The 13,142-nt window shown below is 65.9% G+C and carries 12 protein-coding genes; 9 read left to right on the top strand and 3 right to left on the bottom strand.

The genetic code is table 11. The features are described 5' to 3' along the window. Nucleotides 1-11: 11 nt before the first annotated feature. Complete coding sequence (locus ABMY26_RS22200; protein ID WP_372396809.1) at nucleotides 12-1,784, bottom strand: long-chain fatty acid--CoA ligase; 1,773 nt, start codon at nucleotides 1,782-1,784, stop codon at nucleotides 12-14. A gap of 141 nt (nucleotides 1,785-1,925) precedes the next feature. Between ABMY26_RS22200 and ABMY26_RS22195 the strand changes: the two genes are divergently transcribed. The 3 genes from ABMY26_RS22195 to ABMY26_RS22185 all read left to right on the top strand — a co-directional run bounded on the left by ABMY26_RS22195 (nucleotide 1,926) and on the right by ABMY26_RS22185 (nucleotide 3,268). Next, complete coding sequence (locus tag ABMY26_RS22195) at nucleotides 1,926-2,228, top strand: SCP2 sterol-binding domain-containing protein (protein ID WP_372396808.1); 303 nt, start codon at nucleotides 1,926-1,928, stop codon at nucleotides 2,226-2,228. A gap of 61 nt (nucleotides 2,229-2,289) precedes the next feature. Next, nucleotides 2,290-2,946 (top strand): DUF6134 family protein, encoded by a 657-nt coding sequence (locus ABMY26_RS22190; RefSeq protein ID WP_372396807.1) that lies wholly within the window; start codon nucleotides 2,290-2,292, stop codon nucleotides 2,944-2,946. A gap of 37 nt (nucleotides 2,947-2,983) precedes the next feature. After that, on the top strand, nucleotides 2,984-3,268 hold the full coding sequence (locus tag ABMY26_RS22185) for a DUF1488 domain-containing protein (protein WP_045582140.1): 285 nt from the start codon (nucleotides 2,984-2,986) through the stop codon (nucleotides 3,266-3,268). A gap of 34 nt (nucleotides 3,269-3,302) precedes the next feature. On the opposite strand, the gene ABMY26_RS22180 is transcribed toward ABMY26_RS22185, so the two are convergent. Further along, nucleotides 3,303-3,794: a flavin reductase family protein gene (locus ABMY26_RS22180; RefSeq protein WP_372396806.1), complete on the bottom strand. Its 492-nt coding sequence runs from the start codon at nucleotides 3,792-3,794 to the stop codon at nucleotides 3,303-3,305. 288 nt (nucleotides 3,795-4,082) lie between these two features. On the opposite strand from ABMY26_RS22180, the gene ABMY26_RS22175 reads away from it, so the two are divergent. From ABMY26_RS22175 to ABMY26_RS22160, 4 genes are all read left to right on the top strand, one after another. Then, a complete protein-coding gene (locus ABMY26_RS22175; RefSeq protein WP_372396805.1) occupies nucleotides 4,083-5,258 on the top strand; it encodes a flagellar motor protein MotB in 1,176 nt (391 codons plus the stop codon). 289 nt (nucleotides 5,259-5,547) lie between these two features. Next, complete coding sequence (locus ABMY26_RS22170; RefSeq protein WP_372396804.1) at nucleotides 5,548-6,936, top strand: circularly permuted type 2 ATP-grasp protein; 1,389 nt, start codon at nucleotides 5,548-5,550, stop codon at nucleotides 6,934-6,936. Beyond that, nucleotides 6,933-7,910 carry an alpha-E domain-containing protein gene (locus tag ABMY26_RS22165; protein ID WP_372396803.1) on the top strand — a complete coding sequence of 326 codons (978 nt, stop codon included), beginning with the start codon at nucleotides 6,933-6,935 and terminating at the stop codon, nucleotides 7,908-7,910. Before ABMY26_RS22170 ends, ABMY26_RS22165 begins: the two co-directional genes overlap by 4 nt. A gap of 72 nt (nucleotides 7,911-7,982) precedes the next feature. Beyond that, nucleotides 7,983-8,735 carry an arginyltransferase gene (locus tag ABMY26_RS22160; protein ID WP_372396802.1) on the top strand — a complete coding sequence of 251 codons (753 nt, stop codon included), beginning with the start codon at nucleotides 7,983-7,985 and terminating at the stop codon, nucleotides 8,733-8,735. A 102-nt stretch (nucleotides 8,736-8,837) separates the two neighbouring features. On the opposite strand, the gene ABMY26_RS22155 is transcribed toward ABMY26_RS22160, so the two are convergent. Next, entirely contained in the window at nucleotides 8,838-10,529 is a 1,692-nt protein-coding gene (locus tag ABMY26_RS22155; RefSeq protein ID WP_372396801.1) for a methyl-accepting chemotaxis protein, read from the bottom strand. Between the two features lie 510 nt (nucleotides 10,530-11,039). Here ABMY26_RS22155 and ABMY26_RS22150 point away from each other — a divergent pair. Both ABMY26_RS22150 and ABMY26_RS22145 read left to right on the top strand, forming a co-directional pair. Continuing rightward, a complete protein-coding gene (locus ABMY26_RS22150; RefSeq protein WP_372396800.1) occupies nucleotides 11,040-11,579 on the top strand; it encodes a TRAP transporter small permease subunit in 540 nt (179 codons plus the stop codon). A 20-nt stretch (nucleotides 11,580-11,599) separates the two neighbouring features. Further along, on the top strand, nucleotides 11,600-13,111 hold the full coding sequence (locus tag ABMY26_RS22145; RefSeq protein WP_372396799.1) for a TRAP transporter large permease subunit: 1,512 nt from the start codon (nucleotides 11,600-11,602) through the stop codon (nucleotides 13,109-13,111). Nucleotides 13,112-13,142 lie beyond the last annotated feature (31 nt).

The following is a 13,142-nucleotide window of genomic DNA, read 5'->3' as shown; positions in this document are numbered from 1 at the left end:
GCGAGGCCGGGTCATCCTCCCTTCGAGGCGGCATCCTGCGCCAGCGCCCGCTGCGCCTCGGCGACCAGCTCCTTCTTCGACAGCTTGCCGACGGCGGTCTTGGGAAGCTCCTCGCGGAACTCGATGGCCGTCGGCATCTCGATGCGGGAGATCTTGTCGCGCAGGAAGTCGCGCAACGCCTCCGCCGTCAGGGAGGAGTCCGGTTTCGTCTGCACGAAGGCCTTCGGCGTCTGGCCGCGGTAATCGTCGGGCAGGCCGATGACGCAGACCGCGACCACGTCCGGATGCTGGTAGATCGCCTCCTCGATCACGCGGGGATAGACGTTGTAGCCGCTGCAGATGATCAGATCCTTCAGCCGGTCGAGCAGGAAGACGTAGCCGTCCCCGTCCATCGTGCCGACGTCGCCGGTCAGCAGGAAGCCGTCGACCACCGTGCGGTCGCTTTCCTCCGCCCGGCCCCAATAGCCGGCCATGACGTTGGGCCCGGAGACCGCGACCTGCCCCTTGGCGCCGATGCCGAGCTTGCGCGACGGATCCTCCAGGTCGCGGATCTCGATGGCGATGCCGGGCAGCGGCAGGCCGATGGAGCCTTCCTTGTTGACCCCGTTCAGCGGGTTGGCGGCGCAGACCGGCGAGGCTTCCGACAGGCCGTACCCCTCGATCAGCACGCAGCCGGTGGCAGTCTCGAACTGGCGTTTCAGTTCGGTCGGCAGCGGCGCGCCGCCGCTGATGCAATAGCGGATCGAGGTCATCGGATAGCGCGCGGCCCGGGGATGGCCCAGCAGCGCCTTGTACATGGTCGGCACGCCGGGGACGAGCGTCGGCTTGCGCCTGGCGATGGTCTTCAGCACTTGCTCGGTGTCGAAGCGCGGCAGCATGACCAGTTCGGCGCCGCAGGCCAGCCCCATGTTCAGCACCACCGTCATGGCGAAGACATGGAAGAAGGGCAGCACCGCCAGGACCCGTTCCTGTCCCAGCGCCACGTCGGGGAACCAGGCCAGCACCTGCCGGGCATTGGACAGCAGGTTGTGGTGGGTCAGCATGGCGCCCTTGGGCACGCCGGTGGTGCCGCCGGTGTATTGCAGCACCGCCACGTCGCGCAGCCCGTCGATGCGCACCGGGCGTAGGCCGCCGTTGGTCAGCAGGCCGTCGAAGTCGACATGTCGGCCGTCGCGTGGCACCTCCGCGATCTCGCTGCGCTTGAGGACGCGGAACAGCGCGCCCTTCACCGCCGGGAGGATGGTCGGCATCCGGCAGACGACGATGCGTTTCAGCGGCGTGCGATCCAGCATCGCGGCGACGCGCGGGTAGATCTGCTTCAGGTCCAGCGTCACCATGATCTCGGTCTGCGAGTCGGTGATCTGGTGCTCCAACTCGCGCTCGACATAGAGCGGGTTGTAGTTGACGACGGTGCCGCCGGCCTTCAGCACCGCGAAATAGGAGATGACGTAGGTCGGGCAGTTGGGCAGGCACAGGCCGACCCGCACCCCCGGCCCGACCCCCAGATCCTGGAAGCCGCGGGCGGCGCGGTTCACCAGATCCAGCACCTCGGCATAGCTGTAGCGGCGGCCCAGGAAGTCCAGGCAGGGGCGGTCGGCATAGCGGCCCGCCGCCTCCTCGAACAGCATGTGCAGGGGCATCGGCGCGAAGGACTGGTCCCAGGCGATGCCGGCCGGGTAACGGGCCAGCCAGGGATGATCGGGACCGGTATCGGCCGGTCGGGTGTCGGCGGTGTGCGGGTTGGCGCTCTGCTGGTGGGCGCTTTGCGCAAGCGGCTCGGGCATGGATTCGCTCCCCTCGGCGATGGCGCGTTCCGGATCGCCTGTCGGCCGGCGTCTGAAACGCTTTCGTTATGACGTTGACGTAAACGTAATGCGCGCCTACTGTCAAGACGGTCCTACGAACAATCACGAGGTTCCGCTTTCATGGTCGACGACATTCTCCAGGAAATGCGCAGCCGCAGCGCCGACCTGCGGGGGCTCAACGCCTCCGTCCGCTTCCTGCTGGGCAAGGAGGGCGATGTGATCCGGGTCGATGCCCGCGCCAATCCGATCGACATCAGCCGGGAGGACGCGGAGGCCGACTGCACCATCCGCATCTCGCCGGAAAACCTGTCGAAGCTGATCAATGGCAAGCTGAACCCGATGCTGGCCTTCACCATGGGCAAGCTGAAGGTCGAAGGCTCGATGGGCGTGGCGATGAAGCTGGCCCAGCTGCTGGACGACTGAGCGGCCGGCAAGAGCCGCGGACAACCCCGAAGCCGGCACACCGAACCGGGAGGAAACGCCGATGACCATGACGCGCGCGAAACGCGCCACCCTGTTTGCTGCCCTGATGCCCGCCGTCCTGCTGACGGTCCCGTGCGGCCCCGCCGCGGCGCAGGGCGGTGCCCGGACGCTGACCTACCGGATCCTGATGGGCGAGGATCCCATCGGCACCGAACAGGTGACGGTCGAACCGCAGGGAGACCGCAGCAAGGTGACCGTCACCGCCACCACGCGGGTGAAGGTGCTGTTCATCAACTTCCGCTACGACCACAAGCGCGAAGAGCTGTGGAAGGGCGGGATGCTGGAGTCGATGATCGCGAGCACCGACGACGACGGCACCCCGCACAAGATCGACATGGCCCGCGAGGCCGGCGGCTACCGCCTGACCGTCGACGGCAAGACGCAGCTGGTGCCGGCGGCAACGCTGCCGTTGACCCTGTGGACGCCCGAGGTTCTGAAGTACGGTCAGCTGCTGTCGGTGATCGACGGCGCTCCCTACAAGGTCACGGCGCACAAGGTCGGGACCGAAACGGTGGAGGCCGGCGGCAAGCCGGTTGAGGCCGCGCATCACCGCATCGATGGCGACGTCGAGCGTGACCTGTGGTTCGCGGCGGACGGCACGCTGCTGAAGACGCGCTTCAAACGCAGCGGCTATGATATCACCTATGTCCTGAAGTGATGCCGTCTTGACCTGATCTCCACCGACCGAGGACGCGATGCCGATCTTCCTGTTCCCCGACGATCCCATCTGGAACGAGGAGGCCGACGCGGTGGAGCTCGCGGTGCAGGTCGGGGAGTACCAGGGCCGGGTCTTCGTCACCCGCCGCACCCTGCAGGGCATCGTCGGCCACACCCCCAAGCCGGACGAGGCGGTTCAGCAGGTCTGCATGAACCGCTCCCTGGTCGAGCGCGCGGCCGAGCAGCGCATCATGGCCCGCGCCCTCGACCCCGACGCCAACATCCATCTGACCGGCCGCGACCTGCACCGGGCGGCGGGGTAGGGCAGGGGGCAAGGGGGCGGGGCAGGGCGCCGCCTTATCCCAGCCGGGCGTAGCGGCCGCGGAAATACAGCAGCGGCTCGCCGTCCTCGCGGGCGGTCAGGTTGCGCACGCGGCCCAGCACGATGACATGGTCGCCGCCGTCCAGCAGATGCTCGCGGTCGCATTCCAGCGTGGCGAGGCAACCGGTCAGCAGGCGGACGCCGCCGCGGCCGGTGGTGGTTTCCAGCCCGGCCCAGCGTTCCTGCTGGTCGCGGCGGGAGAAGCGGTTGGACAGATCCTCCTGGTCGGCCGCCAGGATGTTGACGGCGAAATGCGGCGCCGCGTTGAAGGCGTCGAAGGACATCGCCGCACGGCCCAGGCAGAACTGCACCAGCGGCGGGTCGAGCGACACCGAAGAAAAGGAATTCACCGTGACCCCCAGCGGCAGCCCGTCGGGCGCGATGGTCGTGATGACGGCGATCCCGGTGGCGAAGCAGCCGAGGGCGGAGCGGAACGCAAGGGGATCGATCGGCTGGTCGGTGGTCATGACGTCCTGTGGCATGGGCTGGGTGGGGTACGGACCGGAGACGATAGGGGCGGGGGCGTATCGTATCGGCCCAAGGGCCGTGAAGATGACACACAAGGTGGAAGATACCGGGAATTAATCCAGCATGCCTCCCGGTGCAAGCCGCATCTCCGACCCTGACAACGTCGTTAAACGGATGTTAATGAAACCCGGGCAGGGTTCGGCGGCAGCAGACGGCTTCCGCCTCCGGGGCGATGCGGCGCGCAGGAATCGGCCCTCGGGCCGCGGACCAATCGCTACGGCCAGGGCATGAGCGGGAACACCGGCGGCAACGAGCGGCCGATCATCATCAAGAAGAAGAAGGGCGGGCACGGCGGCCACCATGGTGGCGCCTGGAAGGTGGCCTATGCCGACTTCGTGACCGCGATGATGGCCTTCTTCCTGCTGCTGTGGCTGCTGAACGTCACCACCTCCGACCAGCGCAAGGGCATCGCCGACTATTTCTCGCCCGTCTCGGTCAGCCGCGAGCAGTCGGGTTCCGGCGGCATGCTGGGCGGCAAGACCATCACGGTGCCGGGCGCCCAGATCTCCCCCAGCTCGCCGATGTCGGCCGACGTTCCGGTGTCGGGACCGCCCGGCTATTCGTCGCAGCAGACCGACGATGCCGACGACCCGACGGAGTCGGCCAACGGCCCCGGCCAGGGCGCCGCCGGCCAGGGCCAGCCCGGCGGCAGCGCCGACGCCGCCGCCAATACCAACGCCTCGGCGGATATTGCCGACCAGAAGCAGAACGAGACCCGCGCCGAGTTCCAGAAACGGATGGAGGAACTCGCCAAGCAGCTCGGCATCCCCGGCCAGAAGCCGGGCGAGAAGCTGTCCGACTTCGCCGAGCGGGTGAAGGAGGCGATGGAGAGCCTGCAGGGCGCCGCCAAGGAGGCCCGCCAGTTCCAGCAGGCCGCCACCGAGATCCGCCAGGCCATCCAGTCGGTGCCGGAACTGGAACCGCTGGCCCAGAACCTGATGATCGACCAGACGCCCGAGGGCTTGCGGATCCAGATCGTCGACCAGGACCGCGTCTCGATGTTCCCCGGCGGCTCCGGCCAGATGTATCCGCAGACCCGCCAACTGGTGCAGCAGGTCGCCAAGGCCCTGTCCAAGCTGCCCAACAAGCTGTCGATCAGCGGCCATACCGACTCCACGCCCTTTTCGTCCGGCTCCGGCCGGGACAATTGGGATTTGTCGACGGAGCGGGCCAACGCCACCCGCCGCGCCCTGCTGTCCGGCGGTGTCGACCCGTTGCGGATCCAGGACGTCGTCGGCAAGGCGGACCGCGATCCGCTGGTCGCCGACCAGCCGAACAGCCCGCGCAACCGCCGGATCACCATGGTCCTGCTGCGCGAAACCCAGGCCGCCCCGGCGACGGGCGGCCAGTCCGGCGGCGGCGGCGCGCCCGTCACAGCCCCCGCCACGACCAAAGCACGATAGGGCTTCACGGCCGCCGGTACTTTAGCGCTAATTTCATAAGGTGCCGGCGTCCGAATTCTTGCTTTGCCATTGCGTCGCACAACAGGCCGCGCGTTTGCCCCTGTTCAAAGCGCGCGGCGATGGGTCATACTTCTTGCACAAAGCGACATGGCCGGGGCGATGCCGCCCGGCCCGCGATGATCGGTCAGATACAAGCGCGGGGGAGTCTGTGAGCGTACCCGAGGGCAAACCGTCCGACCTTTTGTCATCCTATGATCCCGGGCTGTACTTCGATGAACTGTTCGGATCCATGGATTTGCCGGCCGAACATACGGCGCTGATCCGACGGCGGCTGGCCGCGCTCAACTTCGACGAATTGCGCCGCAGGGCGCAGGACGCCGAGCGGGAGCTTTACAATCTCGGCATCACCTTCATCGTCTATTCCGACAAGGACGCCGTCGACCGCATCCTGCCGTTCGACGTCATCCCGCGCGTGATCTCCGCGCCGGAATGGTCGCATCTGGAGGCCGGCGTCAAGCAGCGCGTCGCCGCGCTGAACCTGTTCCTGCACGACATCTATCACGACCAGAAGATCCTGAAGGACGGCGTGATCCCGCGGGACCTGGTGGAGGGCAACCATAACTTCCGCCCGCAGATGATCGGGGTGGACGTTCCTTTCGACACCTACATCCACATCATGGGCACCGATCTGGTGCGCGACCGCTTCGGGACCTTCCGCGTGCTGGAGGACAACGGGCGCGTGCCGTCCGGCGTGTCCTATGTCGTGGAGAACCGTCATATGATGCAGCGGGTCTTCCCCGACCTGATGCAGGACATCGGCATCCGGCCGGTGGACAATTATGGCCACAAGCTGCTGGATGCGATGGTGGAGATCGCACCATCCGGTGTCGACGACCCGCAGGTGGTGCTGCTGTCGCCAGGTACTTACAACTCCGCCTATTTCGAGCATATCTTCCTGGCGCGCGAGATGGGCGTGCCGCTGGTGGAGGGCCGGGATCTGGTGGTGGACAACGACCGCGTCTACATGAAGACGACCAACGGTCTGGCCCCGGTCCATTCGATCTACCGCCGGCTCGACGACGCCTTCCTCGATCCCAAGGCCTTCAACCCCGACAGCCTGCTGGGCGTGCCCGGCATCCTGGAAGCCTACCGCAAGGGCAATGTCGCGCTGGCCAACGCCATCGGCACCGGCGTCGCCGACGACAAGGCGGTCTACTGCTACGTCCCGCGGATGATCAAATATTACCTGGACCAGGACCCGATCATCCCCAACGTCGACACCCGCATCTGCCGCGAGCCCGACGCCCTGCAATACACGCTCGACAATCTGGCCGATCTGGTGGTGAAGCCGGTGGGCGAGGCCGGCGGCTACGGCATCACCATCGGTCCGCGTGCCAGCAAGGCCGAACTGGACGACTGCCGGACCAAGCTGCTGGCCGACCCGTCCAACTACATCAGCCAGCCGGTCGTCGACCTGTCGGTCTGCCCGACGGTGTGCGACGACGCCATCGAGCCGCGCCACGTCGATCTGCGTCCCTTCGCCATCACCGGCAAGAGCAGCTGGGTCCTGCCCGGCGGCCTGTCGCGCGTGGCGCTGAAGAAGGGCACGCTGATCGTCAATTCGTCCCAGGGCGGCGGCTCGAAGGACACCTGGGTTCTGGAAGGTGGTGCGGCATGAACCTGCTGTCCCGTTACGCCGAGTGCATTTTCTGGATGGCCCGCTACATGGAGCGGGCCGAGAATCTGGCCCGCATCATGGACGTGCACGAGACCTTCGCGCGCGACACCCGCGGAGCAACCAACTGGTTCTCGATCGTCCAGCTGAACGCGGACGAGAAGGACTTTTTCAGCCGCCACGACCGCCCGACGGCCGAGGCGGTGATCCATTACTACATGTTCGACCCGCAGAACCGGAACTCGCTGCTGTCCATGATGCGGATGGCGCGGGAGAACGCGCGGACGCTGCGCCCCTGGATCTCGACCGAGATGTGGACGCAGATCAACGTGTTCCACAACAAGCTTCTGGAGATGTCGGTCAAGGACGTCGCGACCCAGAACCTGTCCAAGGTCTGCACCTGGATCAAGGAGGAATGCCAGACCCACACCGGTATCACCGAGGGCACCTTCTACCGCGACCAGGGCTGGTACTTCTACCAGATGGGCAAATATATCGAGCGGGCGGACCAGACCACGCGCCTGCTCGACATCAAGTACCACACGCTGCTGCCGTCGCCGGTCGAGGTCGGGTCGACGCTGGACGTCAGCCAGTGGACGACGGTGCTGCGCTGCACCGCCGGCTACCATGCCTTCCGGCGCGTCTATCCCCGCGGCATGTCGCCGGCCACCGTCGCCGGCTTCATGCTGTTCAACGAGGGATTTCCGCGTTCGGTTGTGATGTGCGTGCGCCAGATCGACGGGGTGCTGACGCGGATGCGGTCGCGCTATGACCTGCGCGGCGGTTCGGCGGCGATGGAGCGGGTGGACGAACTGCTGGCCGCCTTGCTGTCCCGTCCGATCGACGCGGTGCTGCGCGACGGGCTGCACGAGTATCTCGACTGGATCCAGCTGCAGCTGAGCATCATCACCACGGAGATCGCGCAAGCCTTCTTCGGCTTCCAACCGCCTCTGGCGGTACAGAGCCAGTCGCAGTAAGCTCGGGTATCGGGGAGGGACGTCGATGTCCCTCCCGCGCCCTTTCCACAGTCGCGGTGGTTGTCGGTCAGAATGTCGGTCATCCAGCCACCGCAACGCCCCTTGCAGCAATTCTTCCGGTCGGGGCCGATGCCCTGCCCCTATCTGCCCGGGCGTGTCGAACGCAAGCTGTTCACCCGGCTCATCGGTCCCTATGCGACCGAGGTGAACTCCACCCTGTCGCGTGCCGGCTTCCGCCGCAGCCACGACATCGTCTATCGGCCGGTCTGCCCGAATTGCCAGGCCTGCGTTCCGGTGCGCGTTCCGGTCGCCGATTTCCTGCCGTCGCGTTCGCAACGCCGGGTGCTGAAGCTGAATGCCGGTCTGACGCTGGCCGAACGGCCGGCCTATGCCACGTCGGAGCAGTATCGGCTGTTCGCGCTGTACCAGAACTCACGGCACGGCGATTCCGACATGGCCCGCATGGCGATGGGCGATTTCGCCGCCATGGTGGACGAGGGGAGGGCGGACACCGGCCTGCTGGAGGCGCGCGACGAGCGTGGGCAGCTGGTGGGATGCATGCTGACCGACCGGCTGTCCGACGGCTATTCGGCGGTCTACAGCTTCTACGACGCGGCCCAGGACCGACGCAGCCTTGGCACCTTCATGGTCCTCGGGCTGATCGAACGGGCGCGGCTGGCCGGCATGCCCTATGTCTATCTCGGTTATTGGATCGCCCACAGCCGCAAGATGGCCTACAAGGCGAAGTTCCACCCGCTGGAGTGCCTGGGCGAGGATGGTTGGCGTCCTGCGGCGATCGCGCCGGAAGAGGATGCTGAGGGCTGACGGGAACGTCAGCTTCCCCGGGCGTATGATCTTCCCCGGACGGGGCCTTCCCCCTGCCCGGATCCGTACTGGAGGGCAGGGGGAAGGGGCCGGGTAGCGCCCTTACGCCGCCTTGATGTTGCTGAGGAAGGTTTCCACGTCGTGGCGCATGCGTTCGGCCTGCTGCGACAGTTCTCCGGCAGCATCCAGGACCTGTCCGGCCGCGTTGCCGGCCTCTCCCGCCGCCTGGGTGACCTGAAGGATGCTGCCGGTGACCTCCTGCGTGCCGGCTGCCGCCTGCTGGACGTTGCGGGAGATCTCGATGGTCGCCGCGCTCTGCTCCTCGATGGCGGCGGCGATGGCGGTGGTGATGTCGTTGATGCCGGCGATCGTGCTGCCGATTCCGGCGATGGCGCTCACCACCCCGTTGGTGGTCTGCTGGATGGCGCCGATCTGCGAGGCGATCTCCTCCGTCGCCTTGGCGGTCTGGCCGGCCAGGCTCTTGACCTCGCTGGCGACGACGGCGAAGCCCTTGCCGGCCTCACCGGCGCGGGCGGCCTCGATGGTGGCGTTCAGGGCCAGCAGGTTGGTCTGGCTGGCGATGTCGGTGATCAGACCGACCACCTCGCCGATCTTCTGCGCGGCATCGGCCAGGCTGCGCACCGCGTTGCTGGTCTGCGCCGCCTCGTTCACCGCCTTGCCGGCGATGTCGGCGGAGCGGGAAATCTGGCTCCCGATCTCGCGGATTGAACTGGCCATCTCCTCGGTGGCGGTGGCGACGGTCTGGACATTGGCGCTGGTCTGCTCGGCGGCCGATGCGACGACGGTGGCCTGGGTGCTGGTCTGCTGCGCCATCGCCGACATGGAATGGGCGGTCGCATCCAGCTCCGACGCGGCAGCGGCCACCGTGCGCAATGCGGCGCCGGAAGAGGTTTCGAAGCCGGCCAGCAGCCGCTCGATCACCTCGGTGCGGCGGGCCTTGGCCTGCTGTTCGGCGGCTTCCGCCTTGGCGAGGCGGTCGGCTTCGATCAGGCCGTCCTTGAACACCTGCACCGCCCGGGCCATGGCGCCGAGTTCGTCGCCGCGGGAAAGACCGTCGATGGAAGCCGCCATGTCCCGGTTGGCGAGCCGTCCCATCACCGCGGTGATCGCCTCGATCGGGCGCAGGACGGTGGCGACGATCATCCAGGCCGCGCCGATGCCGACGGCGACGGCAAGGCCCAGGATGGCGGCGACCCACAGCTTGCTCGACTGGTAGACCTCCTCGCCATGGTCGGCCGACCGCTTGCCTTCGGTGGCGTTGAAGTCGACGAGGGATTGGAGAATATCCTTCGATATGCGGAATTCATCCCGCGATGCGCCGCGGAACAGGGTGCCCGCGGCTTCATTGTCGTTGCTCCGTGACAGCGGCAGAAGCTGTTCACGGCTGATCTTCATGTAATTCTGGTAGCTCTTGATGAATTTCTGATAGGTTTCGGTTTCCCAGCCCGGCGTCAGCAGCTTTTCATAGTCGAGGCGACGTGTCTCGATTCGGGCGGCGATTTCCGAAAGCGCCTGTTCCTCCTTGGCCATATCCTCATCGGTCGACGCGATCAGGTGGCCGCCCTCCACGGTGCGGTAGAAGTCGAAGGTGGTGTAGAGCCGGGAGATCGCGACGATCGACGGCAACCAGTTGTCCCGGACGTCCTCCGCCTCGGTGTTGATCGCCGAGAGTCTGCTCAATGAGAAAAGCCCGAGGCCGACGGTGCAGACCAGAATGGTCAGGATCGCGGCGAACGTCCGGGACTTGACGGTTATATTCGAAATCCATGCCATGGCGGGTGCTCCGTATCCAAGCTTCTCCCGAGCCGGGTTCTCCGGTCGATGGCGCCAAGTCGAACGCAGCCGTTGGCGGTGTGGGCGAGAGAAGCGATTGCCGATCGTTTGGCGGCATAAAAGCAAGATGCGTACCAAAGGACACCGAATGGCCGGGCAATTTACCCATTCTTCGAAATCAAGAGCTTGAACGGCTGCGATGAGCGGTGCAGTGCCCGGAAATCGGTGCCGATCCTTGCAATATGCGGGGCGCACTTCGCAAAATGCGCATCCTCCCGATACGTAACGGTGGAGAGAGCTGGAGCTCCGTTATCCGAAACTACGGGATTCTACGTAGCTCCAACGTAGCCCTTGCCGGTGGAGGGCGGGAAAGGAATAGTCCCGTTCAATCCTATCTTTTGGTATACCCTCGATCCGAGAGAGGGTCGCGTCCTGCCGCGCCCATGCGGCTGCAACAAAAGCAAAAGGGGACGGCCGCGGCCGCGCCCCCGCAACAGGGAGGTTTCTCCTTTGACAGGTCTGCTCAGACTTAGCGGGCTGATCGATGCCGTGAACGAAGGCATCGGCAAGCTGGCCTACTGGCTCGTTCTGGTCGCCGTCGCCGTCAGTGCCACCAATGCGGTTGTCCGTTATGGGCTCAACACCAGCTCCAATGCGTGGCTGGAACTGCAATGGTACTTGTTCTCGGCCGTGTTCCTGCTTTGCGCCGGCTATACGTTCCTGCGCAACGAGCACATCCGCATCGACATCGTCCTCGGCCGTTTTTCCCGGCGGGTGCAGGCCTGGGTCGACATCTTCGGCATCCTGGTCTTCATGTTCCCGATGACGATCCTGATCATGGTGCTGTCCTGGCCGATGTTCATGGACAGCTTCCTGACCAACGAGATGTCGAGCGATGCCGGCGGCCTGATCCGCTGGCCGGCTAAACTCCTGGTCCCTGTCGGCTTCTTCCTGCTCACCGCGCAGGGTGTGTCGGAACTGATCAAGCGCATCGCATTTCTCACCGGCCATCGCGACGAGCCGGGCGAGAAGATGCACAGCCATTCCTAAGGACCGGGAGCACCCCCCAGATGGTCGAGTTCGTATCCGCCAATTTGGCACCGGTCATGTTCGGTGCCCTGGTGTTGTTCCTGTTGATGGGTTTCCCGGTCGCCTTCGCCCTGGCTGCCAACGGTCTGGTGTTCGGCCTGGTCGGCATCGAACTGGGGCTGCTGACCCCGGCGCTGATGCAGGCCTTGCCCGAACGCGTGTTCGGCATCATGCGCAACGACACGCTGCTGGCCATTCCCTTCTTCACCTTCATGGGCCTTATCCTGGAGCGATCCGGCATGGCCGAGGATCTGCTCGACACCATCGGGCAGCTGTTCGGGCCGATCCGTGGCGGTCTGGCCTATGCGGTGATCTTCGTCGGCGCGCTGCTGGCGGCGACCACCGGCGTCGTGGCGGCCTCGGTCATCTCGATGGGACTGATCTCGCTGCCGATCATGCTGCGCTATGGCTATGACCGCCGCATTGCCACGGGTGTCATCGCCGCGTCGGGCACGCTGGCCCAGATCATCCCGCCGTCGCTGGTGCTGATCGTGCTGGCCGACCAGCTCGGCCGGTCCGTCGGCGACATGTATGCCGGCGCCCTGATCCCCGGCCTGGTGCTGACCGGCCTCTATACCGGCTATATCCTTCTGGTCAGCATCATCCGCCCGGCGGCGGTGCCGGCCCTGCCGTTGGAGGCCCGCACGCTGCGCGGCGCCAAGCTGCTGCTGCGGGTCATCACCTCGCTGGTGCCGCCGCTGGTGCTGATCTTCCTGGTGCTGGGAACCATTTTCCTCGGCATCGCCACCCCGACGGAGGGCGGCGCCATGGGCGCGGCCGGCGCCATCCTGCTGGCGCTCGCCAAGGGCAAGCTCGGCTGGGGACTGATGCGGCAGGCGATGGATTCCACCGCCAAGCTGTCGTCCTTCGTGCTGTTCATCCTGATCGGGTCGACGGTGTTCGGCCTGGTGTTCCGCGCCGTCAATGGCGATCTGTGGGTCGAACATCTGATGACCGGCCTGCCGGGTGGCCAACTGGGCTTCCTGATCGTCTGCAACATCCTGGTCTTCGTCCTGGCCTTCTTTCTCGATTTCTTCGAGCTGGCCTTCATCATCGTTCCCCTGCTGGGGCCGGTGGCGGACAAGCTGGGGATCGATCTGATCTGGTTCGGCGTGCTGCTGGGCGTGAACATGCAGACCAGCTTCATGCACCCGCCCTTCGGCTTTGCACTGTTCTTCCTGCGGTCGGTGGCGCCGAAGTCCGACTATATCGACAAGATCACAGGGAAGAAGATCGCGAGGATCACCACCGGACAGATCTATTGGGGTGCGGTGCCCTTCGTGGTCATCCAGCTGATCATGGTCGCCCTCGTCATCAGCTTCCCGCAGCTGGTCGATGCCGGCCGCGACAAGGGGCCCGCGATCAACATGGACGATGTGAAGATCGAAATCCCGGCCTTCGACAATCAGGAGGTCGCACCGCCCTTCGGCGGTCCGGCGCAGCCGGAGTCGAATCCGGGCGACGACATCATGAAGCAGCTTCAGGGCAAGTGACGGCGTCGGGCCGTCGAAGCGGAAAGGGGGG

The sequence above is a fragment of the Azospirillum sp. HJ39 genome (assembly GCF_041507355.1).
GTDB lineage: Bacteria > Pseudomonadota > Alphaproteobacteria > Azospirillales > Azospirillaceae > Azospirillum > Azospirillum thiophilum.
The sequence above is the reverse complement of the archived record's forward strand: the minus strand, read 5'-3'. Positions and strand labels throughout refer to the sequence as shown.

Excerpts from the sequence above, each read along its gene's own strand:
- ABMY26_RS22155 (WP_372396801.1), bottom strand. The coding sequence starts at position 10,529 with ATGGCATGGATTTCGAATATAACCGTCAAGTCCCGGACGTTCGCCGCG.
- ABMY26_RS22175 (WP_372396805.1), top strand. The coding sequence starts at position 4,083 with ATGAGCGGGAACACCGGCGGCAACGAGCGGCCGATCATCATCAAGAAG.
- ABMY26_RS22190 (WP_372396807.1), top strand. The coding sequence starts at position 2,290 with ATGACCATGACGCGCGCGAAACGCGCCACCCTGTTTGCTGCCCTGATG.
- ABMY26_RS22200 (WP_372396809.1), bottom strand. The coding sequence starts at position 1,784 with ATGCCCGAGCCGCTTGCGCAAAGCGCCCACCAGCAGAGCGCCAACCCG.
- ABMY26_RS22180 (WP_372396806.1), bottom strand. The coding sequence starts at position 3,794 with ATGACCACCGACCAGCCGATCGATCCCCTTGCGTTCCGCTCCGCCCTC.
- ABMY26_RS22170 (WP_372396804.1), top strand. The coding sequence starts at position 5,548 with ATGGATTTGCCGGCCGAACATACGGCGCTGATCCGACGGCGGCTGGCC.
- ABMY26_RS22145 (WP_372396799.1), top strand. The coding sequence starts at position 11,600 with ATGGTCGAGTTCGTATCCGCCAATTTGGCACCGGTCATGTTCGGTGCC.
- ABMY26_RS22185 (WP_045582140.1), top strand. The coding sequence starts at position 2,984 with ATGCCGATCTTCCTGTTCCCCGACGATCCCATCTGGAACGAGGAGGCC.
- ABMY26_RS22195 (WP_372396808.1), top strand. The coding sequence starts at position 1,926 with ATGGTCGACGACATTCTCCAGGAAATGCGCAGCCGCAGCGCCGACCTG.
- ABMY26_RS22165 (WP_372396803.1), top strand. The coding sequence starts at position 6,933 with ATGAACCTGCTGTCCCGTTACGCCGAGTGCATTTTCTGGATGGCCCGC.
- ABMY26_RS22160 (WP_372396802.1), top strand. The coding sequence starts at position 7,983 with ATGTCGGTCATCCAGCCACCGCAACGCCCCTTGCAGCAATTCTTCCGG.